The sequence below is a fragment of the Roseibium sp. AWQ4_290 genome, from assembly GCF_056160985.1.
Genome location: NZ_JBSWYG010000003.1, coordinates 201,123 through 227,446, shown reverse-complemented (window position 1 = coordinate 227,446; position 26,324 = coordinate 201,123). Strand labels below are relative to the sequence as shown.

Genomic DNA, 26,324 nt, shown 5'->3' with positions numbered 1-26,324 from the left:
CTCTTTCCCCATGTGCCGCCTTGGCTTGCCTCTCCCTCTGCGCCGTCCCGGCCTTGAGCCGGGACCGCCATGCCGCCTGCTCAGGATCAGGCACCTGCGCAAGGCCGGGGCGGCGGAGGAGGGACATCTTTCGACAACTCGCCCGGCCTTGATCAGTACACACTCTGAAGGGACACGGGAGACGCGCCAATGACCTCCCATGTGTTTCCGGACGGGCAGCATTGGGACAGCCCGCCCTATGCGGAACTGTGCGTGACCTCCAATTTCACCTTTCTGCGCGGCGCCTCCCATCCCGAAGAACTGGTAACCCGGGCCGCCACGCTTGGACTGGCGGCCATTGCGATCACCGACTGGAATTCCCTTGCCGGGGTTGTCAGGGCCTATTCCGCCCTGAAGGAACTCAAGCGGGCCGCCCGGGACGGCGGCGTGTGCGTACGCTCTCACATGCGGATCGATCCGTCCTCCCGGCAACCGGACGGCCCAGCACAGCCCCTGCCCGCGCCACCTGCCCTGAAGCTGCCCCGGCTGATCACCGGCACCCGGCTGGTGCTGACCGACAGTCCGGTTGACTTCATCGCCCTGCCGACGGACAGACCCGCCTATGAGCGCCTCAGCCAGCTGCTGACCCTTGGCAAGCGGCGGGCGGAAAAGGGCGGCTGCGATCTGGCCTTCGAAGACCTTTTGAATTTCTGCAACGGCCTGATCTTCATCGCCCTGCCCCAGGTCTCCTCCACCCGGGACGGAATTTGTAAGACGGCTAAATATCATATCCACACCCTCCGCCAGGAGGCCCCCGGCCATGTCTTTCTAGGGGCTGCGCCGCGTTATGACGGCACCGACCAGGCCTGGTTCCGGACCTGCGCCAGAACCGCCCATATACTGGCCACCCCCATGGTCGCGGTCGGCGATGTGCTGATGCACCAGGGCGGACGGCGGCGGCTGGCCGATGTTTTGACCTGCCTGCGGGAAGGCTGCACCATTGACGGGATCGGCACCCGCGCCCTGCCCAATGGCGAACGGCGGCTGAAACCGGCCAACGACATGGCCCGCCTCTACCGCGACCATCCGGCCGCCCTCCGGCGTACGGCCGAGATTGCAACCCGTTGCAGTTTCGACCTGTCTGAACTGTCCTATGAATATCCGGACGAAATCACCAGCGGGGAACCGCCCCAGGAGCGTCTGGAGCGGTTGACCTTCGAGGGTCTTGAACGGCGCTATCCGGCCGGGGTGCCTGTTCACGCCCAGCAGCTGGCCCAGAAAGAGCTGACGCTGATCCGCAAACTCGCCTTCGCCGCCTATTTCCTGACCGTTCACGACATCATCCGCTTTGCCCGCAGCCGCAACATCCTGTGCCAGGGGCGCGGCTCGGCCGCCAATTCCATCATCTGCTATGCACTCGGCATCACCGATGTGGGGCCTGAAACCATCACTATGGTGTCCGAGCGCTTCATTTCCGAGCACCGGGGCGAGCCGCCCGATATCGATGTGGATTTCGAACATGAACGGCGCGAAGAGGTGATCCAGTATGTCTATGGCAAATACGGCCGCCAACGGGCCGGGCTGTGCGCCACGGTGATCCATTTCCGCAGCCGCGCCGCCATCCGCGAGGTCGGCAAGGTGATGGGGCTGAGCGGGGACATGACCGCCGCCTTGTCCGGCCAGATCTGGGGCTGTTCCAACAGCGGGCCGGAAGAGGCCCGGATGAAGGAACTGGGGCTGGACCTTGCCCATCCGAGGGTCGCCCAGACCATCGAGCTGATCCGGGAGATCATCGGCTTCCCGCGCCATCTCAGCCAGCATGTGGGCGGCTTCGTGATCACGCAAGGCCGGCTGGACGCCCTGTGCCCGATCGAGAATGCGGCCATGGAAAACCGCACGGTGATCGAATGGGACAAGGATGATATCGACGCGCTCGGCATCTTGAAGGTCGACATGCTCAGTCTCGGCATGCTGACCTGCCTGCGCAAATGTTTCGGCCTGATCGAAACCCACCACGGCAAGCAACTGACCCTTGCCAGCGTGCCCCAGCAGGACACGCCCACCTATGACATGCTGTGCCGGGCCGATGCCATCGGCGTCTTTCAGGTGGAAAGCCGGGCGCAGATGAACTTTCTGCCGCGCATGCGCCCGCGTGAATTTTACGATCTCGTCATTGAAGTTGCCATCGTGCGCCCCGGCCCGATCCAGGGCGGCATGGTCCATCCCTATATCAACCGCCGCCAGGGCAAGGAGCCGGTCTCCTTTCCCTCAAAGGATCTGGAGGACGTACTTGGCAAGACCCTCGGCGTGCCGCTGTTTCAAGAACAGGCCATGCAGATCGCCGTTGTCGCCGCCGGGTTCACCCCGTCGGAGGCAGACAAGCTGCGCCGCTCCATGGCCACCTTCCGGCGCATGGGCACCATCGGCCAGCTGCGCGAGAAATTCATCTCCGGCATGACTGCGCGCGGCTATGAACAGAGCTTTGCCGAAAGCTGTTTCGGCCAGATCGAGGGCTTTGGCGAATACGGCTTTCCGGAAAGCCATGCGGCAGCCTTTGCCATGCTGGCCTATGTCTCGGCCTATCTGAAATGCCACTTCCCGGCCGAGTTTGCCTGCGCCCTGCTCAATGCCCAGCCGATGGGCTTTTACGCCCCGGCCCAGATCGTGCGCGATGCCCGCGAGCACCAGGTGGAGGTCCGCCCGGTCTGCGTCAACACCAGTCAGTGGGATTGCACCTTGGAGCGGCGCAGCGACGGCGCACTGGCCCTGCGGCTCGGGTTCCGCCAGATCAAGGGCCTGAAGGAGGAGGATGCCGGCTGGCTCGTGGCCGCCCGCGGCAACGGCTATCCGGACCCGGAAACCCTGTGGCTCAGAACCGGCGTGGCGCCTGCGACCCTGGAACGGCTGGCCGAGGCAGATGCCTTTGCCGGCATGGGTCTCAGCCGCCGGGACGCCCTGTGGCAGGTCAAGACGATCCGCAGCCCAAAACCGCTGCCGCTCTTCAACGACCCGATTGACGGTGAAGCCATCTTCGAGCCGGATGTGCTTTTGCCCGCCATGCATCTGGGCCAGGAAGTGGTGGAGGATTATCTTGCCACCCGCCTGACCCTGCGCGCCCATCCGATGGAACTGCTGCGCCCGCACCTTCCCGGCCTCACCCCCCATGACCGGCTGTCCCGGCTGACGCCCGCCCAGGCACGGCGCGTCAGCGTGGCTGGGCTCGTCATCACCCGCCAGCGCCCGGGCACCGCCTCAGGGGTCATCTTCCTGACCCTTGAAGACGAGACCGGGGTCAGCAATGTGGTTGTCTGGCCGAAGCTTTATGAACGCTACCGCGCGGCCGTGATTGGCGGGCGGCTGTTGAAAGTCACCGGGCGCCTGGAGCGCGAGGGCATGGTCGTTCATCTCATCGCCGACCATATCGAGGACCGCTCCCGGGACCTTGCCCTTTTGGGCCACCCCAATGATGAGGTTCTGGGCCAGATGTCCCCCAAGGCCGACGAAGTGCCGCACCACCTGAAATCTTCTGCCCCCCGGCCAAGGGCCATGCACCCGCGCGAGCAGGCCAAGCGGCTGTTTCCAAGCCGTGACTTTCATTAAGGAGATACCCTATGGACCTTGCGCCCCGCCTCTTCGCTCTAATATCAAGCGCAATTGATCCTGACCTAACTAACCGCGCTTTGAGGGGCTTCGGCCAGGAGCGCATCGCAGGCCAATGCGGGGTATCGGGCCAGGCGTGCGACAACGTCCGAAGTCCCTCCGAGTGCGGTCAGATAGCGCATGATCAACCGTGCTTGGTATGGATCAGCAACACCTGAAAGGCACGGCGGCCTGTGAGCAGGGCCAGGCCGCTGCACAGCAGCAGCGCACCGGCGGGCAAGGGAATCTCGGACACCGGACCCGGCGCATATTCGACAAAATTGGCCTGGGAAAACGCGGTTTCCATTTGAACGGCCTGACCGGGGTCGATGAACAGCAGGAAAACAACCCGGTGGAAGAGGCTGAAGCTGGCCTCGGTGAAACCACCATCCCCAAGGGCAGTGGCACTGGCGGAGAACAGCAGTCCCATGATGCCGGAACCGGAATGAAACGTATCCGCTGTCACGGAGGCCCCGTCGCCGATCTCCGTCACCTGGGAGGTATCTTCGGTGACGACGGTTGTCAGATTGCCATCGGACACGCCGGAAAAAAGGACGCTTTGCGTTGTGCTGGCCCGGGCAAACCCGTCCTCCCCGGAATACCGGGCCAGAAGGTCCACGTCGATCTCGGTCACAAACTGAAGCGCCAGTTGCGCATCACTGGTGTTTTCATACGTTGTCACACGCGAGATACCGTAAGTCGACCCGGCCTCTGCAGCCGCCGGGGAGGACGTGATCCGCAGCTGGGCCAGCCCGTCGCGGTCCGTCTGCTGCTGTCCAATGGCAAAACTGGTCACGTCGGCACCCTGATCCTGCGAAATGGTGTTTTCAATGTTGGCCTGGGCATCTGCAAATTCGGTTGGATCAGCACGGTTGACCCGCAAACGGCGGGTGCTGACAAAGGGGACCAGCGGCTCGCAGGAGGCACAGCCGACCTGAACCGTGTTCTGATCGATCGCGGTGACCGCGCCCGGGTCCTCAATCTGGCTGCCGATGGAGATGTTGAAGGCCGGCCCGCCGGTGCTAACGGACATCCCTGCCGGAGAGGCGCCAACCACCAGAGGCCCCGGCACCGGGTCCGTGGCAACCGAAACAAACCTGTAATCCATCTGAAGAAAGCTGACCGCATCCACAGGAGCAGCCTGGGCAAGGGACGGAGCGCCCAAGGTAAAAACGGCGAGGGCTGAAAACAGAAATTTCGTCATAAATAGCTCCCAAACACATTCGGCCTGTGTTCAAGGGGCTCTGTGGCCAGAAACTTGGCCACGCTCCCGAACCAGGGCAGCGCGGGCGTGTCACAGAGTTTGAAACAGCGGCAACGGAGCCCAGCCGTCAGAACCGGTACTTTCCGGTCTCAAACCCCGTTGCTGACAGGCCACTCCCATCCAAAACGGACTGTCAGTCAGACTAGGCACGGCGCCTTTCTAAGGCCATGAGTGTGTCTACCCAATTTTGGGACACCCCCTACTCAGAATTCGCGGAGAAAAAAGCCCCTCCGTCCGCGCAGAAAAAACAGCCTATGAAACGGAAAGACCCGCCCAAGTCCGGGCGGGTCTCTTCAAATTGTCCTGGTTTGCTCTGCCTTGATCAGGCGGCAGACCGGGCGCGGACTTCGCCGAGGAACGCGCCAACCTGATCGCGCAGCATGGCGGCGTTATCTTCCAGCTGGCGCGCGGAAGCATCAACCTTTTCCGCCGTATCACGGGTGTTTTCCGCAGCTGTTGCCACGCTTTCAATATTGGTGGTCACGTCCACCGTGCTGCGCGAAGCTTCCGTTGCATTGGCCGCGATCTCCTGAGTTGCCGCGCCCTGCTCTTCCACCGATGAAGCAATGGACGACGCAATCTCGTTCATGTTGTTGATGATTTCCGTCACCGAGGAAATTGCACTGGCCGCGTGGCTGGTCTCTTCCTGAATTGCGCTGATCTGGCTTGAGATCTCTTCCGTTGCCTTGGAGGTCTGGGTCGCTAGGTCCTTGACTTCAGCCGCCACAACCGCGAAGCCCTTGCCGGCCTCACCTGCCCTGGCCGCCTCGATTGTGGCATTGAGAGCCAGCAGGTTGGTCTGTTCGGCAATTGCCTGGATCAGCGTCACCACTTCACCGATGCGGGTTGCGGCTTCGGACAATCCGTTCATGCGCTCATTGGTGGCTTCCGCCTCGCCTGAGGCCTTGGCCGCAATGTCGCTGGAGCTCTGAACCTGACGGCGGATCTCGCTGACAGAGGCCGACAATTCTTCAGCAGCCGCTGCGACCATCTCCACATTGCTGGCCGCCTGGGATGAGGCGCTGGAGACCAGACCGCTCTGCTCCGTGGTCTGCGCTGCCACCCCGGTCATGTCCGCAGAAGAGGCCTGCAGGTTCTGCACCGACGCATCAATGATGCCCATCATGTCCATAATCTGGCGGTCGAACTCGCTGCTGAGTTGCTGGATTTCGGCACCTTTGCGGGCGGCCTCTTCCTGACTCTCCGCCTGCCGCTCTTCCAAAGCGCGGCGCTTGTGCTCATTCTTGACAAAGACCTCCATCGCTGCCGCCATCTGGCCGATCTCATCTCCCCGGTCGGCATCGTCAATCCGGATATCGGCCTCGCCATCCGCCAGACGGCTCATATTCAAGGTCAGGGCTTTGAGAGGTTTAACCAGGCTAGAGATTGCCAAAAACGCGATCGACCCGGCCACAAGAGCCCCGATCACGGTCAGGGCAATGATCATGACCGCCTGGCTCCAATAGGCTGCCTCAAGATCATCGATATAAACGCCTGTGCCGATCATCCATTGCCAAGGTGCAAAGCCGGTCGCATAGCCCCATTTTTGGATCGGAGTGTCGTCTCCCGCGCGTGGCCACAAATACTGCATATTGCCGCCGCCGGCTTTGGCAAGTTTAACCAGCTCGGGAATGATCTGAACACCATTTGCATCCTTCAGCCCGGACAGGTCCTTCCCGATCAGGCTCGCCTTGGCGTGGGACACGGTGATGGACTCGTTGTTGAAGACGAAGACATAGTTTTCGCCATTCTCATAGCGCATGGCGGAAATGGCCTTGACCGCGAGGCTTTGCGCTTCCTGGCGGGTCAGCGTACCGGCCTGTTCCAATTCATAATAGCTCACGGCAATCATCTTTGCCGTGTTTGAAATGTCTTCGATTTTCACCAGACGTTCTTTCAACATCGCACTTTTGAGCGAGCTTAGAGAAAGGCCTGCCAACGCGATTGTGAAGACAGTAATGACGAAAACAGGGGTGCAGATTTTCCAAGCCAAAGGCCAACGCGCAAAAGACATATTTCGTGATCCTCATCGCTAATTTTGACCCTATGACAACAGATTCCAGCTAAAAAATATTTAATTCAAAAATAAAAAAATCGCATTTCTACTTATATAGTAATTTTTACAATGTTTACAACAACATAAAGTTGATAGATTTTTCTATTCCTTTCGGTGGATCAGCGATTTTCACTTGCGTAAATTCATCTTTTTAAGCTTTTCATCCCTTGAAACCAAATCCCGCACTCCAGCTGCGAAGGGCAACATGCCCTAAAGAAACCCAATCCGATCCATGCGGAGCGGCTTCAGCAATGACCGTTACGGACCCCTCGACAGCTCCTCGGGTCTCGACCATACGCTAGAACATCGGGCGATAAGTCTGCACGATTTGACCGGATCTGCCTTGCCCGCTGACATCGCTGGATCGCACTTATGACGGGAATCTTGGTGCAAACGTGCGGCAATGTCCGAAGCCCCACCAAGTGCGGCCTCCGGAGACCCATTTCCACCCAACGGACATGGCATCAGCTTGCAACAAAATCAAAACAAACCAAGATCGAAGTGCATTATTCCAAAAAAATGGCATGCAACGAGTTCTCACATTTCTTTCTACAATCTGTTTTTCAATTTTTTCGACGAAGCGAAGCACACCTCCAAGCCGCATCTGGATGCAGGCTGACACCTCTCATGCCTCTCCCCTTTTTCTCACGCAAGCGTGAGCCATGTCTTGTCAATCACATGCAGCACCCTCTCGGAATTGCCACCAAGTGCCCTATACTCTGCATCTGAAAGCTGGGCGATCCGCCCTCAAGATCCCCCGGCTCCTTGACCCGGCTCCGATTGCACGACAGGAGACAGCGATATGACGCGTGCCCCTTTCACCCGGCGAACCCTTCTTGCGGCCTGTGGGGCAGCTCTCGCGGCCGGTTGTTCTGGGCTGCTTGTACCTGCAAACGCGCAGGGCCTGGCCCCGACCCGGTCCATGCGGGGCGGCTCCAACAATTACCGGCCCGGTGCCCCGCTTGTGGACCGGATCGGAGGCGGGGGCTTCTGGATGTCCGGCACGGTCCGCCGGGCTGGAGACGGCGCGCCACTGGCTGGCCAGCGCATCCAGATCTGGGCCCATACAACAGAAGGGCACGAGCGGGATCCGCACAGCCATGGGGCAACTCTGACCGACGAAAACGGGGTGTTCCGTCTCGAGATGCCGCAGATCGTGCCTGCCTTCGGCCAGCCTCACGGACATCTGGCCTATGACAGTGGCGACTTTGAAACCGTGTTCCTGAGGCCGGTCATGTCAAGCGCCAGGGACAAGCGCCTGGAAGCCCACTTTGTCTTGCTGCCCGCCTGACCTTCAAAGTGCTGCCAATACGAGCTGTCCTCATCTGGGTTCTGGTTGCAGCGGCCTTGGCCATGCCAACGCTGGCGGCCGGGCTCAGTCCGCTCTTGGCCTGGCGCGAACCGGTCTATATCGCCGCAGGATTTGCCGGGATTGCCGCCCTCGCACTGCTCTTTATGCAGCCACTTCTGGCCGCCGGCGCCTTGCCAGGCCTGGCCGGTACACGCGGGCGGCGGCTGCACCGCTGGGGCGGTATGCTGCTGATTGTGGCGGTTGTCCTGCATGTGGCCGGGCTTTGGATCACCAGCCCGCCGGACGTGCTCGACGCGCTTTTGTTCCGCTCCCCAACCCCTTTTTCCGCGTGGGGTGTTGTCGCCATGTGGGCGGTGTTTGGCGCTGCGCTTCTGGCCGCAGTCCGGCGGAAGCTAAAACTGTCCCCTCGCCTGTGGCGCAGGGCGCATCTGGGGCTGGCGCTTGTTTGTGTGGCCGGAACCGTGGCCCACGCCTTGTTGATCGAGGGAACAATGGAGCCGGTCACCAAAGTGCTGCTTTGCCTGCTGGCCCTCGGGGCAAGCCTGGTAGTCGCGGCAGGCAGGATATGGGCCCGGCCTTCACCAAGACGAAGGGACCGCAGCAGACGCATCCCGCACTAGCATTTAGATGCAAGGCAGTCGCAACATTGCCGGAGCAATCGGGTGACCACCATCTGCCGGACTTTGTCCAAATCCAGCCGCTCCGCAAACTGTGATTGGCATTGCCGGCTGCCGCACAGGAGACTGCGGTCCTTATTTCTTAATTGCCTGGAGGATCTGATGCTGCGTCTTGTCCCGCTAACTGCCCTGGCAGCCCCCCTCGTCCTGTCTCTCACCGCCGTTACGGCCGCACAGGCCGACCCCGTGCGGGTATCCAGTCCGCATTCGGTGTCCGAGACCGCCGACAATCTTGTCGCCGCCGTTGAGGCGGCCGGGGCCAAAGTGTTTGCCCGGGTCGACCATGCGGGCGGCGGCAAGAGCATCGGCATGGAGATCCCGGCCAATGAGCTGATCATGTTCGGAAATCCGAACCTAGGAACACCGGTCATCCGCGATGCGCCCGAGGCAGGGCTTGATTTGCCGATCCGCGTGGCGGTCATCGAGACGGTGGACGGCACAGTGCTCGTCTATCATGATCCGGCGGATCTGGCGGCAGTCCATGGGCTGGCGGCCGACCATCCGAGCATTGCCAAAATGACCGGTGCCTTGAAAGCCCTGACCAAAAAGGCAGCGCAGTAACGCGCTGCCTTTGCAAATCCGGTCCGGATTTGCCTCACGCCGTCAGGACGGATTGAAACCCTTCAAAGCGGGGATGACCGGCATACATATGGCCGTTATTGCCCGCATTCTTATGGGCATCGTGAAACTGTTCAGAATTGGTCCAGTTGACGAAATCACCCTGACCGCTCCAAACGGTGTGGGTGGCGTAAAGGGTGGTGCCGGTTTCCTCGTCAACCGGGCCCTTCAACAGATGGAAGGTCTGAAAGCCCGGCATTTCGGCAAGGCGGGTCTCCCGCTCGCGCCAGACTGCCTCAAACTCTTCCTCATGGCCTTTCAATATGGAAAACCGGTTCATTGCCAGATACATACGCAGCTCCAGATGTCGATGATCAAGATAGATACAATCTTTTGGTGTGCGCGCAACCTGAATTATTTTCTCAAGTTTATCAAGCCATTTGATCGCGGTAACTGACTGCCCTATTTTCACGCTGTGTCCGGCACAGAAAGACAGGCCCCACCGGCCGGAAAAGACCCGGCGGCCATGCCCCGGTCAAGCGCCGGCAACCTGTCTGGAATGGGTCAGTCCGGCGATCACCCCGCGCAATTCCGCAAGCCCCTTCAGGCGGCCAATGGCCGGATAGCCCGGCTGCGCCTTGCGCTTCAGATCATCCAGAATGTCTTGACCATGATCCGGACGGAACGGAATGGACCAGTCCGCGCGCCCGGCCGCCTTGCGGTCCTGTTCCTCGTCCAGCACCGCTGCAATCAGTGCAGCCATATCGACGCCACCGTCCAGATGTTCCGATTCATGGAACGAACCGAAGAGCTGATCATGCTCCCGCGCCACATTGCGCAAATGCAGGAAATGCACGTGAGAGCCTAACCGGCGCATCATGCCGGGCAGATCATTGTCGGCCCGCGCGCCAAGAGACCCGGAGCAGAGCGTGATGCCATTGGCTGAAAGATCGACGGCCTTCACCAGACGGGCGTAGTCCGCCTCTGTCGACATGATGCGCGGCAACCCCAGCAGGCGGTAGGGCGGATCATCCGGATGGCAGCACAAGCGCAGGCCCAAAGACTGCGCATGGGGGGCCACCTGTTCCAGAAAATCGGCCTGATGGCGGCGTAAGGCTTCCTCGCCAAAGGGCTGATAGGCGTCCAGGTGCCGGCGGATATCGTCCAGGGTCAGCCGGTCATTGCCGCCCGGCAGGCCGCAGATGATATTGTCGACCAGCGCCCTCTTGAACGCGTCATCTGTCTCGGCGAAACGCCTGCGGGCCGCCTCAACCACGTCTTCGGGAAAGTCTGCTTCCGCGCCGGACCGCTTCAGGATGAAGAGATCGAACATGGCAAAATCGATCAGATCGAAGCGCATGCAGGTGGCCCCGGTCGGCACCTGATAGGCAAGATCGGTGCGGGTCCAGTCGAGCAGCGGCATGAAATTGTAGCAGATGACCTTGATCCCGGCCGCCGCCAGATTGGACAGGCTGGTCTTATAAGCCGCAACGTGGTCCTTCCAGGCCCCGGTCTGGCGCTTGATGTCTTCCGAGACAGGCAGGCTTTCCGCCACATCCCAAGTCAGAGGCGTCAGCAAATGCCCGGAGCCGGCGCGTATAAGCTCCTGACGGGCCGCGATCTCCTCAGGCATCCAGACGTCACCAGGGGCCACGTGGTGCAGGGCTGTCACAACGCCCTTTGCCCCGGCCTGGGCCACATCGCTTAGTCCCACAAGGTCCGACGGGCCGAACCACCTCCAAGTCTCATGCACCTGACGTTCCTCCAAGTCTGCCGTCCGGTGTCTACCTGTTGCACCGGTCTTTCGAACAGTCTTTGAAGGGTTGCAGAGCGCTTGTCAAATTTTTGTTGACTAGTATGGCAGTTGCGCAGATAACGATCCTGGGAGGACAGCTCGTGCAAAACGATGTCGTAACTGAAACCGGTCTTGATGAAACGGCCGCAATCGCACCGCAACTGCGGCGTTTGCTGCGCGACCGTATTGTCAAGAACAACCTCCCACCGGGCAGCAAGCTGTCCGAGGCAGAGATCGCCAAGAGCTACGGCATCAGCCGGCAACCAGTTCGCGAAGCCTTCATCAAACTTGCGGAGGAAGGCCTGATACTCATCCGGCCCCAGCGCAGCACGCTGGTCACCCGGATCGACTATCCGACCGTTCTGCAATCGCGATTCGTGCGCGAAGCGGTCGAGGCGGATATCGTCCGGCTGCTTGCAGTAGATCCGGATCCGGCCCTGGTGCGCGAATTGCGCCAGCAATTGCAGAACCAGATCAGGATCAAGGCCTCGCCTCCCGAGTTCATCAACGAGGATGAACGTTTCCACCGCACCCTTGCGGAGGCGGCGGGCAAGGAGGTTGCGTTTCAGTTTGTGGAAGGGCTGAAAAGCCAGATGGACCGGGTCCGGTTCCTGAGCTTCGAGCTGTTCCCGATTGACACGCTGATCGAGCAGCACATCGCGATCATCGACCAGATCGAAGCGGCAAACCCGGAAAAGGCGTCCGGGGCCATGCGCGGACACCTGAACGAGATCCTCAAGACTCTGCCGCAGATTATTCAGAAGAACCGGGGGTATTTCGACCGCAGCGAGGATCTGTCGGCGGAAGCCTCATCAAAACCCTAGGGAGTGACAACTATGGCATATGGATTGAAGACACTTCTGGCCGCCTGTTTCGCCACGCATTTTGCGATGGGCGCGGCAGCCGCGCAGGAGACAACCCTGAAGCTGGGCCACCTGGCCAATGAACAGAATGCCTGGCACAAGGCCGCCGTCAAATTCGGTGAGGAGCTGTCGGCCCTGACCGATGGGCGCATCGCGGTCGAGATCTATCCGAACGAATCCCTCGGCAAGGAAATCGATCTGATCAACGGCATGCAGCTTGGCACCGTCGACATGACAATCACAGGGGAAAGCCTGCAGAACTGGGCGCCGATGGCCGCCCTGCTCGCCGTCCCTTACGCCTATTCCTCCACCGAACACATGGACGAAGTGGCCGGCGGTGAGATCGGCGACCAGATCGAAGCCCAGATCATCGAAAAGGCCCGGATCCGCCCGATTGCCTATTTTGCCCGCGGGCCCCGCAACCTGACTTCCAACCGGGCGATCACCGCGCCGGATCAGCTGGAAGGGCTGAAGCTGCGGGTGCCGAATGTGCCGCTCTTTGTGGATGTGTGGAAGTCGCTTGGCGCGGCCCCGACCCCGATGGCCTTTTCGGAAGTGTTCACCAGCCTGCAGAACGGCACCATTGATGCCCAGGAAAATCCGCTGGCGCTGATCCGCTCCGCGAATTTCAACGAGGTGCAGTCCCATGTGAACCTGACCCAGCATGTGCGGTCCTGGATCTATCTGACGATTGCCGAAGCCACCTGGCAGTCGCTGAGCGAAGACGATCAGGCCAGCGTTCTGGAAGCCGCCAAGCGGGCCCAAGCCTATGAGCGCGGTCTACTGGAGGCCAGCCTGGCCGAAGACCGGGCGTATCTGGAAGGAAAGGGCATGACATTCGTGGAGGTTGACGGTGCAGCCTATGCCGCAGCTGCCAAGGATGCGGTTCTGGCCAATGTGAATGACGAGATCAAGCCCATCGTGGAACAACTCTTCGACAGCCAGAAATAAGATCCTCCCCTGGCCTGCCGCCGGCACAGTCCGTGTGGCAGGCCTTTTTTCCGGACACTCACATGAATGCCGCCCAGAAACTTAGCCATGGTCTCGACAGACTGTGCCGCGCAGGTGTCTTTCTCGCCTTCCTCATCCTGATCGCTGCGGTTCTGACCCAGGTTCTGGGACGCACCTTCGGCAATTCCCCGGTCTGGACTGAAGAACTGACCCGCTTTGCCCTGATCTACATGACCGCGCTTGGGGCAGGCCTTGCCCTGATGACGGGGGATCTGGTGAATGTGGACATTGTCTGCGACCGCCTGCCCGCCCCCTGGCCACGCGTCCTGACGGTCATCGCGTCTCTGGCAACCGCTGGACTGGCCGCGCTGCTCCTCCCCGGTGCCTGGAAATTTGTCGCGATCGGCCAGTTGCAGAAATCCCCGGCCATGGCCGTTCAAATGGACTTTGTGCATTTCAGCGTGTTTCTGCTGTTCGCCCTGCTTCTGGTCTTTGCCCTCTTGCGGGCAGCGCTTGCGGCGTTCAGCCCCGCCCCCCTGGGCTCCGGCCTTTCCCACTCCGACGATACAAAGGGCTGACCATGGACGTCTTGGTACTGTTTGCCGTCTTCATTGGTGCGCTTATTCTGGGCGTTCCCGTTGCAATTGCCCTTGGCCTGTCCTCACTCAGCTATCTTCTTCTGTCCGGGATTCCACTGGTGGTCATCCCCCAGAAAGTCTATGCCGGAATTGACGTCTTCGTGCTGTTGAGCATTCCAGGCTTCATCCTGGCCGGGAACCTGATGAACAATGGCGGCATCACGGAGCGCATCATCCGCTTTGCCAATGCGCTGGTCGGCTGGATCCGCGGCGGGCTGGGCCTGACCAATATCGGCGCCTCCATGCTGTTTGGCGGCATCACCGGAACTGCAGTGGCCGATGCGGCCTCCATTGGCGGCGTGATGATCCCCGGCATGAAAAAGGCCGGGTATCCGGCGGACTTTTCCGCTGCCGTCACAGCGGCCTCCTCCACGGTTGGCCCCATCATCCCACCCAGCGTGCCCATGATCATTGTCGGAGCGCTGAGCGGCATTTCCGTCGGCCAGATGTTCATGGCCGGGGCCATTCCGGGCCTTCTGATGGGCCTTGCCATGATGATCACCTGCTATGTGATTGCCCGCCGCCGCAATTTCCCCCGGGAGCCCTGGCGGGGAACGGGCGAACTCATGCGCGCCTTCACCAGCGCTTTCTGGGCCCTGGCTATGACCGGCCTGATCATTTACGGCCTGCTCAGCGGCATTGCCACGCCAACGGAAACCGCTGTTGTCGCCAGTGTCTACGCCTTTGTGGTCGGCGCCTTTGTCTATCGCGAGCTGCCGCTGAAACAGGTGCCGAAAATCATCGTCGACAGCGCCATTTCCGCCGCCTCCATCCTGACCCTGGTTGGTCTGGCCAACGTGTTCGGCTGGATTCTGGTCTCCGAACGTATCCCCCAGGCGATTGCCGATGCGGTTCTGTCCATCACAGACAACCGTATTCTAGTCATCCTGATCATCAATGTGCTGCTGCTCTTTGTCGGCATGTTCATGGAAACCATCGCCGCCCTGATCATCCTGTTCGTGCCGCTGCTGTCACTGGCCCAGGCGGTTGGCATTGAGCCCCTGCATTTTGCCACCTTTGCTGTCTTGAACCTGATGATCGGCCTGACGACCCCACCGGTTGGCGTTTGCCTGTTCGTCTGTTCCGGCATTGCCGGCCTGCCGCTGACGCCGGTGGTGCGGGCCATTTTCCCCTTCCTTCTCAGCAACCTGATTGTCCTTCTGCTGGTGTCCTTCATTCCGGGACTGGCCACCTGGTTGCCGGGTCTCCTCTTTCAATAGGACCTGACATGACTGTTCGCGCCTGCGTGCTGCACGCCGCCCATGACCTGCGCCTGGAAACCCGTGACGAGCCGGGTACCGGCCCGGGCGAGGTCAAGATCGAAATCCTGGCCGGCGGGATCTGCGGATCGGATTTGCACTATTATCATGATGGCGGCTTCGGTCCGATCCGGGTGCGCGAGCCAATCGCCATGGGCCATGAGGCCGCCGGACGGGTGGTGGCCGTTGGCGACGGGGTCACCAGGGTGCAGGAAGGCGCGCTGGTCGCCGTCAATCCCAGCCAGCCCTGTGGCACCTGCAGCTTCTGCCAACGCGGGGAAGAGGTGCATTGCCAGTCCATGCGCTTCATGGGCTCTGCCTACCGCCTGCCCCATGAGCAGGGCCTCTTCCGGGAACGGCTGGTGGTGCCGGAAACGCAGGTCTTTGCGTTTCACAACAAGGTTTCAGTGCGCGAGGCGGCCTGTTCAGAACCGCTCGCCGTCTGCCTGCACGCCCGGAACCAGGCCCCGAACCTGAAGGGCCTGCGTGTGCTCGTCACCGGCGCTGGTCCCATCGGCGCTCTGTGTGTGGCTGTGGCCAGGCAAGCGGAGGCGGGCCGGATTGTTGCGACCGACCTGAAAGACAAGCCCCTTGCGGTTGCCCGTCAGATGGGGGCGGACGAGACCGTGAACCTCAGCACGGACCCGGAAGGACTGGAACGCGACAAGGCGGATAAGGGCCAGTTTGACGTGGTGTTTGAATGTTCGGCCGCCCCGGCCGCCATCCGTGACGCGCTTTTGTGCCTGCGGCCACGTGGCACCATGGTGGCCGTGGGGGTTGCCGGAGACATTCCCGTGCCGCTCAACCTCATCGTCAGCAAGGAAATCAACCTGCGCGGCACCCACCGCTTCCACGAGGAGTTCGCAGCCGCCGTTGACGCCATCGACACGCGCAGCCTCTCCGTTGCCCCGATCATCAGCCCCGCCTTTCCCCTGGAACAGGCGGTGGAAGCCTTCGACTTTGCCAGCGACAAGGGCAATGCCATGAAAGTCCATATCCTCTTCAACGGCCAAACGGCCGACTAGCAAGCCTCTGTTTCTATTGTGGTTTCCGGGATTGAAATCCGCCAAGGCGCACGCTGCACACATCAGGCTCATTTCCATTCCACCACACGAGCGGCTGGCCGTTCTGAGAGCATTGTGCGATAAGTCTGCACGATGCTCTAATCCGCCTTGCGCACTTCGCCTGGAGTGACACCGAGTTCCGCTTTCATGCGGCTGGTCATATGGGCCTGGCTGGAAAAGCCTGTGCGGAAGGCCACTTCAGCAAGTGCCAGGGAGGTTTGACGGATCAGGTCACGGGCGCGCTCGACCCGCCGCTTCACAAGATATTTAGATGGCGAAAGACCTAGTTCTGCCTTGAACACCCGGGTGAAATGAAACGGGCTCATGTCAAGGGTCTCGGCCAGGTCCGTCAGTCTCAGGGGCGCACTTATTCGGTCTTCGATAAGCTCCAGAACCGGTTTCATCGTACAGCCTGGTTTGACCCGGCTCAGATGCGCGACATGACCCGATTTTGCGCGGACGGCGCGCAAAATGCCGAGCCCGAGAAGATAGGCTCTGCTATCCATTTCGATTGAGCTTGGCGGATCTCTGCGGTCGGCCGCACGCTGAATATAGGCGGCGGCGTCACTGCCTGCGGCCGCATCAAACAGTGCGAAGAAATCCTCCGGCTCCGCAAGCTGATCCTCTCCCAATTCCTCCGAAATCTCGCACAGGAGACCCTGGGTAAAATAGAAGTGGGCATAGTCGATCACCCCGGCAGATGCAAAAACACCCGCACTGTTCGGCTTTTGCAGGGACAGGGCGCCTTCGCTGGCAATCTCGGCACCTGCATTCATGTCAAGACGGCGCGCCTTCGCCCCGCCGATGTGATAGGTCAGAATATAGTGGTTCACACCGTCAAAGCGGGTGCCAGCCCCCAGGCTGCCCCTGTGCCGGACCGCTGGCATATTCCAGCGCTGCTCGATCCCGAAGATTTGCGGAACCGCGTCGTCGCTCCGGATGCTTCTGTAGACCAGGCAATGTTCCGGTTCAGTTTGAAAGGCGTGTCGGCCCATTGTTTCGTCTCTTCTAACGCTGCGTTTCTCAGCGCTTCAGCACTCCGCAAGTTCGTATAAAACATATGCACGAATGATGAAATAAATCCAGTTCAACGGTCCCCATCTCCTGTCCTGTCCGAACCGCAAGACCTGTTCCTGAAAGACAGTATGGAGAGAATTTATGTCGACCAAACTTGAGCTGCTGACCCCGCAAAACGCACAAGTGATCTTTATCGACCACCAGCCGCAAATGGCCTTCGGCGTTCAGTCCATCGACCGGCAGGCGTTGAAAAACAATGCGGTGGCTCTGGCCAAGTCCGCCAAGGTATTCGGCCTGCCAGTCACCTTCACGACCGTGGAGACCGAAGGCTTTTCCGGCCACACCTATCCGGAACTGCTGTCTGTTTTCCCGGAGGCCCCGCTTCTGGAGCGCACCTCCATGAACTCCTGGGACGACCAGAAAGTCCGCGATGCATTGGTCAAGAACGGCCGCAAGAAGGTGATCGTGTCCGGCCTTTGGACCGAAGTCTGCAATCTGATGTTCTCGCTCGATGCCATGCGCGAAGGCGGATACGAAATCTTCATGGTCGAAGACGCGTCCGGCGGCACTTCCCAAAGCGCCCACGACATGGCCATGCAGCGCATGATCCAGGCTGGTGTCGTGCCCGTCACATGGCAGCAGGTGCTTCTGGAGCTCCAGCGTGACTGGGCGCACAAGGAGACCTATGACGCAGTGATGGACATTGTCCGCGAGCATTCGGGCGCCTATGGCATGGGCGTCGATTATGCCTACACCATGGTTCACAAGGCGCCCGAGCGGGTTGCCCATGGCGAACGGCTTGACCCGGTTCCGGCAGCGCAGACAAGTGCTGCCGCCTAAAGCCCTGTCCGCTTACCGTCACCTGCGCCTGATCCGAATGCGCAGGTGACCGGGCCTTTCCCTTTTCCAGCAACGGCTGAACACACACCGCCGCCTTGTGCGGCAGGAGATCTCTCATGCCTCTTCACCGCCGACAGTTTCTTCAGGGCGCCTCGGCGCTTCTGGCTTCAAGTTCCGTGTCCCCGGCTCTGGCGCAGGCCTCTGCGGCCCATGCGGATCTGGTGGTTCTGAACGGCCGCATCACAACCATGGATCCGGCCCGGCCGGAGGCCAGCGCACTTGCCGCCCGCGGCGACCGTTTCATCGCCATTGGAAGCGAGGCGGACGTGACCCCGCTGATCGGTCCCTTTACCCAGGTCATCCGGGCGAACGGCAAGCGGGTCATTCCAGGTCTGATCGACAGCCACACCCATTCGATCCGGGGCGGGGTCAACTACAATCTGGAAGTCCGCTGGGATGCAGCCGACAGTCTTGAAGAGGCGCTGCACCTTCTGCGCCTTCAGGCCGGCCGCACCCCCGAAGGGCAGTTCATCCGTGTGGCCGGAGGGTTTTCCGAATTCCAGTTCAAGGAAAAGCGTCTGCCGACCCGGGCCGAACTTGACAGCGTCGCCCCCAATCACCCTGTGCTGATCCACTATCTCTACAAGATGACGCTGCTCAATAGCCGGGCGGTCTCGTATTTCAACTATGACAAGGCGGACCACCCAACCTATCCGGGCGGCCTGATCGAGAAGGACGCCGGTGGCGTGCCAACCGGCCGCCTGCTGGCTGCTCCGTCCGGCCTATTGATGTACAAGACCCTTAGCCAGGCGCCAAAACTGTCGATCAGGGACCAGATCAACTCCTCCATGCAGTATATGGACGAACTGAATTCGCTCGGCATCACGTCCGTGTCGGACGCGGGCGGTGGCGGTATGGAGTTTCCCGAGGCCGACCCTTACAAGGTCATCAATCACATGCACCGCGAGGGCCTGCTGACCACCCGGATCGGCTATCACACCTTCCCACAGGTGAAGGGACGCGAACTCGACGATTACACCGCATGGACAGACACGTTCACGCCTGGAACCGGCGACGACATGCTGAAACTTGTCGGAGCAGGCGAGAACCTGACCTGGGCGTCCTATGATTATGAGATTTTCGGTGACCCCCGTCCAGAGATTGACCGGGATGCGGAAGAGATCCAGCACAAGATCATGACCCTTCTGGGCGAAAAGGGCTGGGCCTTCCGCCAGCACATCACCTATGACGAGACCGGCGACCGGCTCTTGAAAGTCTACGAGGATGTCGCCAAGGGCGCCGGGCTCGTCGATGGCTGGTTCGTCGACCATGTCGAAACGTTTTCCAAGCGCAATCTGGAACGCATTGCGGAGCTTGGCGGCGGCATCGCCCTGCAAAACCGCCTTCAGTTCCAAGCGGAAGACTTCGTGCGCAATTATGGAGCGGAGAAGCTCAAGACAACACCGGATTTCCGTTTCATCATGGATCTCGGCGTGCCCATGGGCGGCGGCACCGATGCCACACGTGTGACCTCCTATAATCCCTGGTACTCGATCCAGTGGATGGCCACCGGGCTCTCACGCGGCGGCATGCGCATGTATGACGATGCCAATCTGCTCACCCGTGAAGAGGCTTTGCGCACTTGGACAACCGGATCGGCCTGGTTCACCGGCGACAGAGGCCGCAAGGGTGCGATCGCCGAAGGCCAGCTGGCGGATTTCGCCATTCTGGACCGGGACTATTTCGCCGTCACCGACGCGGAAATCGCCCGCATTACCTCCGCCCTGACTGCGGTGGACGGCAAGGTCGTCTTTGCCCGTGGAGAACTGGCCCATCATGACCTGCGCCACGTGCCTCCGGTCAGTCCCGACTGGTCCCCGGTGATCACCTTCGGCGACACCCGCAACAGCTGACCCCTTGAAACGACCCGGTCACCTGGACCGGGTCCCCCCTTTCGGCGCAACTCCGGAGAGCCTTTCCCATGACTTTCGCTGACGTGACCCATGCAGACATGATCCTGACCAACGGAAAGGTCACAACCTTTGACCCGGCCCGCCCGGAAGCGGATGCCATTGCCATCAGGGACGGCAGGATCCTGGATGTTGGCGCGGCCGCAGACCTGCTGCGGTTTCAGGGCCCCGGCACCAGGATGATCGACCTGCAGGGCAAGCGGGTGATCCCGGGCCTGATCGACAGCCACACGCATATCATCCGGCAGGGAAACAATTTCGCCATGGAGCTGCGTTGGGACAGTGTCCCCTCGCTTGCAGATGGTCTGGCCATGCTGAGGGCCCAGGCTCAGCGCACACCGGCGGGCCAGTGGATCCGGGTCGTCGGCGGCTGGTCCGCCGACCAGTTCGCGGAGAGACGGCTGCCGACCCTTGAAGAGATCAATGCGGCCGCACCGGACGTTCCGGTTTATGTTCTGCATCTTTATGACCGGGCCTGGCTGAACAAGGCCGCCCTGCGGGCCCTTGGAATCGACAGCCACTATTATGAGCCTTTCGTTTCCGGGCGCCTGGAACGGGACAGCAATGGCGTGCCCACAGGCCTTGCCCTGGCCCGCCCGAATGCACAGCCGCTTTACGCCTTGCTCGACATGGCTCCGAAACTTGAGTTTGAGCAGCAGATCCTGTCCACAAAACACTACTTCCGGGCCCTCAACGCGCTCGGACTGACCTCAGCGCTGGATTGTGCCGGTGGTTTTCTGAACTACCCGGATGATTACGGCGTGATTTCCGAATTGAACCGGCGCGGCGAACAGACCGTGCGCATCGGCTATCAGCTCTTCGCACAACGGCCAACCCTGGAACTTGATGACTTCAAGCGCTGGCACGACATGGTGAAACCTGATCAGGGCAACGCCTATCTGAAATGCGTCGGCGCCGGGGAAATGCTCGTGGCCTCCGCCTATGATTTTGAGGATTTCTCCTATCCAAGGCCCGAACTGCCCAAACGCATGGAAGGCGACCTCAGACCGGTGCTTGAGTTCCTCCTGGAGAACCGCTGGCCGATCCGTTTTCACTGCACCTATGAAGAAAGCGCACACCGCCTGTTGACGGTTCTGGAGGAGGTTGGCCGCGACAAGGGGCTCGACGCGCTCAACTGGATTTTCGACCACGGCGAAACGATTTCGGAAAAGACAATGGAATGGGTCGCCCGGCTCGGCGGGGGCATTTCGTATCAGAACCGCATCGCCTTTCAGGCGACTGCCTACAAGAACCGTTATGGCGAAGCAGCCCTCAGGCAGGTGATGCCGGTGCGCAAAATGATGGCCTCCGGGGTTCCTCTTGCCGCCGGAACCGATGCGACCCGTGTGTCGTCCTATAATCCCTGGCTGGCAATCCACTGGGCCGTCTCCGGCAGGGGGCGGGGCGGCGATGTCATCTGGGCCGCTGAGAACAGGCTGAGCCGGGAAGAGGCCTTGCGGCACTGGACAGCCAACGGCGCCTGGTTCAGCCGGGAAGAAGGCCTCAAGGGCCAGATCACCCCTGGCCAATTCGCTGATCTCGCGGTGCTGGACCGGGATTATTTCACGGTCCAAGAGCATGAGATTGCCGATATTTCATCCGATTTGACCCTGTCCGGTGGCGCAATCGTTCATGCCAAGGGCAGCTTTGCCGAACTTGCCCCCGCACCGCTTGCCGAGTTGCCCGACTGGTCGCCCTTGCCGTTTTTCGGCGCACCCGGCGCACCGGGCGAGCAGGGTCGCTTCAGCTAGAACACAACCGGTCCTTTCAGGAGAACAACATGACTGCAACTCCCTATCTCGTGTCTCTGGGGATCGGCCTTGGTGTCGGCGTTCTCTATGCGCTGCTTGGCACCCGCTCCCCGGCCCCGCCGGTGATCGCTCTTTTGGGTCTTCTTGGCATGCTGGCGGGCGAGACGGCCGTTACCTGGATCAAGGACAGGATGACCAGCCGGGAAGCCGCCGCCCAGTGCCTTCACGGCAAAAGCTTTGCCGTAACAAAAACGCCCCGGCGGGAGGACAGACCGGCCCAAGACATCACAAACGCCTAGTGTGGTGGAATTGAAATCCGCCTCATTCGCGCAGCGCACGCCGTAGCGTGTTTCCGTTCCGGAAATCACATTAGAAACATAGTCTTACCAGTCACCCTCATGGAACTGAAATTCGTTCTGAACATGCTGGAAAATGAGACGAACTTCAGATCGCGTTGACTAACGGCTTCCTGAAAGGACCAGACCCCATGACAACGGCACCCTCTGACGAGCCCACCCAGGATATGAAGGCCTCAAAGTCCGGGACGCAGGGTGGCGGCGCCTGGGCACCGTTCCAGTCCCTTCCCTTTGCCCTGCTCTGGACCGCCACAGTCGTCTCCAACGTCGGCACCTGGATGCATGATGTCGGAGCGGGCTGGCTGATGACAACCCTGTCTCCCAGCCCGGTGATGGTGTCGCTGGTTCAGGCGGCAACAACCCTGCCTGTGTTTCTGTTTGCGCTCCTTGCGGGCGCGGTGGCCGACAGTGTTGACCGGCGGAAACTGCTGCTCATTGTCAATCTTCTCATGGGTGTCCTGGCGGGTCTGTTCGCCATTCTTGTGGCCAGCGGGCAGGAAAGCATCGAACTGCTTTTGATCTTTACCTTTCTGCTCGGTACCGGAGCAGCCTTTGCCGCGCCCGCATGGCAGGCGATCGTGCCCAGCCTGGTTCCGAAAAAGGACCTTGCAGCAGCCGTGGCCCTCAATTCCATGGGCATCAATATCAGCCGCGCCATCGGCCCGGCCCTGGCCGGAGTGCTGATCACCGCCGTTGGGCTTGCTGCCCCCTTTGCGCTGAATGCGATCAGTTTCATCGGTATTCTGGCAGCGCTCATCTTCTGGAAACAGGATCGGGAGACCACCCGGCACCTGCCGCCGGAACCTGTTTTCAGCGCTATTCAGACCGGGCTGCGTTACGCTCTTCACAGTCCTGCCCTGAAGGCAACGCTTGTGCGGGCCGTTGCCTTTTTTCTCTTTGCCAGCGCCTATTGGGCGATGCTGCCACTGATCGCCAAGAACCTGCTTCAAGGCGGCCCCGGCCTTTACGGACTGCTGCTTGGCTTTGTCGGGGCCGGTGCGGTTCTGGGCGCCCTGCTTCTGCCAAAGCTTCGAAAGCAGCTAGGGGCAAACAACACGGTGGCCGCCGGAACATCGGGAACCGCTCTGGCGCTTCTGGTCTTCGCGCTGGTTCCGTCAGAGCTTGCCGCTTACGCTGTGTCCCTGCTGGCCGGATTGTCCTGGATCGCGGTGCTGTCGAGCCTGAATGTCTCGGCCCAGGCCTCGCTGCCCGAATGGGTGCGCGCCCGGGGACTGTCGATCTATCTGACTGTCTTTTTCGGCTCCATGAGCCTGGGAAGTGTGATCTGGGGGCAAGTTGCGTCTTTCGCCTCCATCCCCACCGCTCTGATTGCCGCCGCCGCCCTGCTTCTCGGTTTCCTTGCCCTGGTGCGGCAAGTTCCCTTAACCTCCGTGGGCACGCTTGACCTTGCCCCGTCCGCCCATTGGCCAGCCCCCCAGATCAGCGGGGAACTGGAACCGGACCGGGGACCGGTCATGATCCTGATCGAGTACCGGGTCAAGCCCGAAGACACCAGGAGTTTTCTGGCTGCACTCAGGGCCTTTTCCGGACAGAGGCGGCGGGACGGCGCCGTGGACTGGCACATCTTTCAAGACGGCGAAGAAGAAGACCTCTGGACGGAATGTTTCATCGTCTCCAGCTGGCTCGACCATTTGCGCCAGCATGACCGGGTCACCCGGACAGATGCGGATTTGCAGGGCAACCTGCACACTTTCCACACCGGGGAGGCCCCCCCAAAAGTTCGCCATCTGATCGCCCCGAAGCGGTAGCTTGCGAAGGCCTCTGGCCCGAGCCCATCGCGTTCCGGCTGGCGGTCACACCGGCTCTGGCGCTGCCCGGGTCGTGCCACGCTGGATCAGGGATACATCGCAGGTTTCCACCTGTTGCGGCAGATCCGGATTTTGCAGGCGGTGCATCAGAAGGGCCAGGGTGATGTCGCACAGATCTTGGCGGCTTTGCAGGATCGTGGTCAGGTCATAGGATTTCCAGGAAGCCTGCACGATATCGTCATAGCCCATGACCTGCATGTCGTCAGGAACCTTGATGCCGAACTCGTAGCGCAGGCCGTCCAGGACCCCTAGGCCCAGATAGTCGGCGGTGCAGAAAAGCCCGTCGATCTCATCTTTCAGTGCGCCGACAAAAGCGGCTGCCTCCAGCCCGCCGTCATAGGACTGGGTGCCCCGGGCGATGTAGCGGACAGGAATGCCTTCATCCAGGGCCGCCCGTTCAAATGCTCGCGCCCGGCCCTTGATGGAATAGGACGAACGCTCCGGGGTCACGACCGCCAGTTTACGGCAGCCCCGAGAGACAAGATGTTCAAACGCGAGGCGCCCACCGGCCTCAAAGTCAGTGACCACCCGGTCAACCGGCGCGCCCGGGTCGCGCTTGTTGACCACCACCAGAGGCACCCCGTTTTCAAGGCATTCCCGGCATATCTCCTCCGGTGGTGTGTCTGAGGTGACGATCACCCCCGCGACGCTGTATTGCAGCAGCGAACCGATCAGATCAGCCACATCGGCCTCCGGATCGCCCCTTAGCAGAATGGGCCGGAACCCAAGCTCCAGAAGCCCGTGGGAGAGAAGGTCCACCTGCTCGGCCCGGAACGGATTGTCGAGATCAGCAGCCACAAGACCGACAAGATCCGATTTCTGCTTGTGCAGGGAGCGGGCCAGCACGTTCACCCGGTAGCCCAGTTGCCGGGCGGCCTTTATCACCTTCTCCCGGGTTTCCGCCGACACGCTGGCGCCATCGGTAAAGGTGCGCGACACGGCGGAGCGGGAGACCCCCGCAAGCCGGGCGACATCAAAGGAATTGACCTGCTTTTTCGACGGTCCTTGATCAGGCATGGCTGGACGGCCGTTCTGACGCTTGCGCGCTCAGCCTGCGGACAAGAAACGGCGCATTCACGTTGAATAGATCCGGCTGCAGCCCGGCAAGTTTCAAAATCACGTCTGGCGCGTCCCCCATATAGGCGATCATAACCTGACGGCCCGCTGCCCGCACAGCCGCAATAGCCTCCTCCCCCGCGTTCGATGCATTGAATTCCACAATATCTGCGTCAAACGCCGTCAGGCAGGCCTCCAAAGAGCCATAGTCCTCAGGCCGGACCATCAGCCGCGCCTCTGGAATGGCCGCCCGGATGTCCCGTAAAAGAGTTTGATCGAACGACCAGAAGAAAACACTGTCGCTTGGCAGCCGGTCCAGGACTGTGTGTGCCGTCCTGACCGGGTCCGCCTGTTTCAGCTCCACATAAAGCTTGCCGCCTTTTTCAACGGCCAGGGCGAGAACCTCACCCAGCTCAGGCAGGCCTTCGCCGGCAAAAAACGCGTCAAAGCTGTGTCCGGCGTCCAGATGTTTGAGGGCGGCCAGCGTCTGCTTGCCAAGCGCCCCCCCACCTGAGGTCGTGCGCTCCAGCTGCGCATCATGATGAACCACCAGATGCCCGTCAGCGGTCTCGCGCACGTCGATTTCCACATAGGCAAAGCCCGCGTCCCAGGCGGCCCGTGCGCTGGCCAGCGTGTTTTCCGGTGCGATCCGGCAGGCGCCGCGATGGCAGACCATCTCCGGCAGGGCTGCGTCCTCATACCGGTATCGAGCAATCATTTCCGGCTGGTCAGAGCAAATGCCAAGCAAAGGCATCCGCACCAGTTCGCGCAGCACCTCTGCCCGTTCCTCATGCCAGGTCACCACCGGCAGGCCCAAGACCTCAGCTTGGCGGAAAAAAGCCGCGTCCAGCAGGCGGTCCGGGCGCGCAGAGGCCTTTTCCCAGCACGGGTGAACAATCTCGGCTCCGCAGGCCTGCGCCAGTGGAAACGGATCCTGGCCGCATCCCACCAGCAGGGATACCGGATAGGGGCACCCAGCCGCCTTGAGGCTTTTGCAATCCTCCGGCGTGTTGGCACCGGCAATCACTTTGCCGATCCGCTGTGCCTTCAGGATCTCGATTGCAAGCGCTGCCGCGTCCCCCTCCTTGGCATCCAGATAGATGCCGGTTCCAAGTGCTGCGGCCAGCCGCGCCACCTCTTCAAAGGCGGGTGCCGGACGGCCTGCGGCTGCGGTGACGGCAAACAGTTCTTGTGAAGAGATCTCTGAAAGCGGGTGAATGTTCCCAGCGCCCATGTTCAGATTCGCATCGTGAAAAGCCACTGGCACACCGTCGCGGGTCAGGCGGATATCCACCTCCCACATGTCAGCGCCCAGCTCATGGGCAACTTGAAATGCCCGCAAGGTGTTATCGAACGCATAGGCGCTGGCCCCGCGATGAGCGATGGCCAAGGGGAGGCCCGTATGCGCGCGCACCCAGTTCTTGTCCGGCAGGAAAGCAGCCATCAGCGC

The 26,324-nt window shown here is 61.0% G+C and carries 21 protein-coding genes; 14 read left to right on the top strand and 7 right to left on the bottom strand.

The genetic code is table 11. From position 1 onward, the window contains the following. Positions 1-189: 189 nt before the first annotated feature. Positions 190-3,579, top strand: coding sequence for an error-prone DNA polymerase (locus ACXAH0_RS04765; RefSeq protein ID WP_475189444.1), 3,390 nt, complete (start codon positions 190-192; stop codon positions 3,577-3,579). 184 nt (positions 3,580-3,763) lie between these two features. Here the strand turns inward: ACXAH0_RS04765 and ACXAH0_RS04760 are convergent, their stop codons facing one another. Together ACXAH0_RS04760 and ACXAH0_RS04755 are read right to left on the bottom strand one after the other, a co-directional pair. Beyond that, the gene (locus ACXAH0_RS04760; protein ID WP_475173955.1) at positions 3,764-4,822 is read right to left on the bottom strand and encodes a hypothetical protein; all 1,059 of its coding nucleotides are present in this window, start codon (positions 4,820-4,822) and stop codon (positions 3,764-3,766) included. Between the two features lie 382 nt (positions 4,823-5,204). Further along, complete coding sequence (locus ACXAH0_RS04755) at positions 5,205-6,896, bottom strand: methyl-accepting chemotaxis protein (protein ID WP_475189443.1); 1,692 nt, start codon at positions 6,894-6,896, stop codon at positions 5,205-5,207. A gap of 844 nt (positions 6,897-7,740) precedes the next feature. Between ACXAH0_RS04755 and ACXAH0_RS04750 the strand changes: the two genes are divergently transcribed. From ACXAH0_RS04750 to ACXAH0_RS04740, 3 genes are all read left to right on the top strand, one after another. Then, a complete protein-coding gene (locus ACXAH0_RS04750) occupies positions 7,741-8,229 on the top strand; it encodes a twin-arginine translocation pathway signal (RefSeq protein WP_475189441.1) in 489 nt (162 codons plus the stop codon). 8 nt (positions 8,230-8,237) lie between these two features. Further along, entirely contained in the window at positions 8,238-8,870 is a 633-nt protein-coding gene (locus ACXAH0_RS04745; RefSeq protein ID WP_475189440.1) for a ferric reductase-like transmembrane domain-containing protein, read from the top strand. A 159-nt stretch (positions 8,871-9,029) separates the two neighbouring features. Next, positions 9,030-9,488 carry a DUF302 domain-containing protein gene (locus ACXAH0_RS04740; RefSeq protein WP_475189439.1) on the top strand — a complete coding sequence of 153 codons (459 nt, stop codon included), beginning with the start codon at positions 9,030-9,032 and terminating at the stop codon, positions 9,486-9,488. Between the two features lie 34 nt (positions 9,489-9,522). Here ACXAH0_RS04740 and hmuQ read toward each other — a convergent pair whose 3' ends face one another. Together hmuQ and uxuA are read right to left on the bottom strand one after the other, a co-directional pair. Then, positions 9,523-9,837: a heme-degrading protein HmuQ gene (hmuQ, locus tag ACXAH0_RS04735; RefSeq protein ID WP_475173964.1), complete on the bottom strand. Its 315-nt coding sequence runs from the start codon at positions 9,835-9,837 to the stop codon at positions 9,523-9,525. Between the two features lie 183 nt (positions 9,838-10,020). Further along, the gene (gene uxuA, locus ACXAH0_RS04730) at positions 10,021-11,238 is read right to left on the bottom strand and encodes a mannonate dehydratase (protein WP_475189436.1); all 1,218 of its coding nucleotides are present in this window, start codon (positions 11,236-11,238) and stop codon (positions 10,021-10,023) included. A 143-nt stretch (positions 11,239-11,381) separates the two neighbouring features. On the opposite strand from uxuA, the gene ACXAH0_RS04725 reads away from it, so the two are divergent. From ACXAH0_RS04725 to ACXAH0_RS04705, 5 genes are all read left to right on the top strand, one after another. Next, positions 11,382-12,104, top strand: a complete 723-nt coding sequence (locus ACXAH0_RS04725; RefSeq protein ID WP_475189434.1) for a GntR family transcriptional regulator — start codon at positions 11,382-11,384, stop codon at positions 12,102-12,104. 12 nt (positions 12,105-12,116) lie between these two features. After that, a complete protein-coding gene (locus tag ACXAH0_RS04720; RefSeq protein WP_475173971.1) occupies positions 12,117-13,094 on the top strand; it encodes a TRAP transporter substrate-binding protein in 978 nt (325 codons plus the stop codon). A 62-nt stretch (positions 13,095-13,156) separates the two neighbouring features. Continuing rightward, the gene (locus tag ACXAH0_RS04715; RefSeq protein WP_475173972.1) at positions 13,157-13,672 is read left to right on the top strand and encodes a TRAP transporter small permease; all 516 of its coding nucleotides are present in this window, start codon (positions 13,157-13,159) and stop codon (positions 13,670-13,672) included. A 2-nt stretch (positions 13,673-13,674) separates the two neighbouring features. Continuing rightward, positions 13,675-14,952, top strand: a complete 1,278-nt coding sequence (locus ACXAH0_RS04710) for a TRAP transporter large permease (protein WP_475173974.1) — start codon at positions 13,675-13,677, stop codon at positions 14,950-14,952. 8 nt (positions 14,953-14,960) lie between these two features. Beyond that, positions 14,961-16,016, top strand: a complete 1,056-nt coding sequence (locus ACXAH0_RS04705; protein ID WP_475173975.1) for an L-idonate 5-dehydrogenase — start codon at positions 14,961-14,963, stop codon at positions 16,014-16,016. Between the two features lie 137 nt (positions 16,017-16,153). Here ACXAH0_RS04705 and ACXAH0_RS04700 read toward each other — a convergent pair whose 3' ends face one another. After that, on the bottom strand, positions 16,154-17,050 hold the full coding sequence (locus ACXAH0_RS04700) for a helix-turn-helix domain-containing protein (RefSeq protein WP_475189433.1): 897 nt from the start codon (positions 17,048-17,050) through the stop codon (positions 16,154-16,156). 163 nt (positions 17,051-17,213) lie between these two features. Here ACXAH0_RS04700 and ACXAH0_RS04695 point away from each other — a divergent pair, with 163 nt between their 5' ends. The 5 genes from ACXAH0_RS04695 to ACXAH0_RS04675 all read left to right on the top strand — a co-directional run bounded on the left by ACXAH0_RS04695 (position 17,214) and on the right by ACXAH0_RS04675 (position 23,758). Then, the gene (locus ACXAH0_RS04695) at positions 17,214-17,912 is read left to right on the top strand and encodes a hydrolase (protein ID WP_475189432.1); all 699 of its coding nucleotides are present in this window, start codon (positions 17,214-17,216) and stop codon (positions 17,910-17,912) included. 116 nt (positions 17,913-18,028) lie between these two features. Then, the gene (locus ACXAH0_RS04690) at positions 18,029-19,825 is read left to right on the top strand and encodes an amidohydrolase (RefSeq protein WP_475189429.1); all 1,797 of its coding nucleotides are present in this window, start codon (positions 18,029-18,031) and stop codon (positions 19,823-19,825) included. Between the two features lie 68 nt (positions 19,826-19,893). Beyond that, positions 19,894-21,633, top strand: a complete 1,740-nt coding sequence (locus tag ACXAH0_RS04685) for an amidohydrolase (protein ID WP_475189428.1) — start codon at positions 19,894-19,896, stop codon at positions 21,631-21,633. A 29-nt stretch (positions 21,634-21,662) separates the two neighbouring features. Then, on the top strand, positions 21,663-21,932 hold the full coding sequence (locus ACXAH0_RS04680) for a DUF1427 family protein (protein ID WP_475173984.1): 270 nt from the start codon (positions 21,663-21,665) through the stop codon (positions 21,930-21,932). A gap of 188 nt (positions 21,933-22,120) precedes the next feature. After that, positions 22,121-23,758, top strand: a complete 1,638-nt coding sequence (locus ACXAH0_RS04675) for an MFS transporter (protein WP_475189426.1) — start codon at positions 22,121-22,123, stop codon at positions 23,756-23,758. 45 nt (positions 23,759-23,803) lie between these two features. Here ACXAH0_RS04675 and ACXAH0_RS04670 read toward each other — a convergent pair whose 3' ends face one another. Together ACXAH0_RS04670 and ACXAH0_RS04665 are read right to left on the bottom strand one after the other, a co-directional pair. Next, complete coding sequence (locus ACXAH0_RS04670; RefSeq protein WP_475173988.1) at positions 23,804-24,835, bottom strand: LacI family DNA-binding transcriptional regulator; 1,032 nt, start codon at positions 24,833-24,835, stop codon at positions 23,804-23,806. Further along, positions 24,828-26,318 (bottom strand): glycerophosphodiester phosphodiesterase, encoded by a 1,491-nt coding sequence (locus tag ACXAH0_RS04665; protein ID WP_475189425.1) that lies wholly within the window; start codon positions 26,316-26,318, stop codon positions 24,828-24,830. The genes ACXAH0_RS04670 and ACXAH0_RS04665 overlap by 8 nt, the downstream gene beginning before the upstream one ends. Between the last annotated feature and the right edge of the window lie 6 nt (positions 26,319-26,324).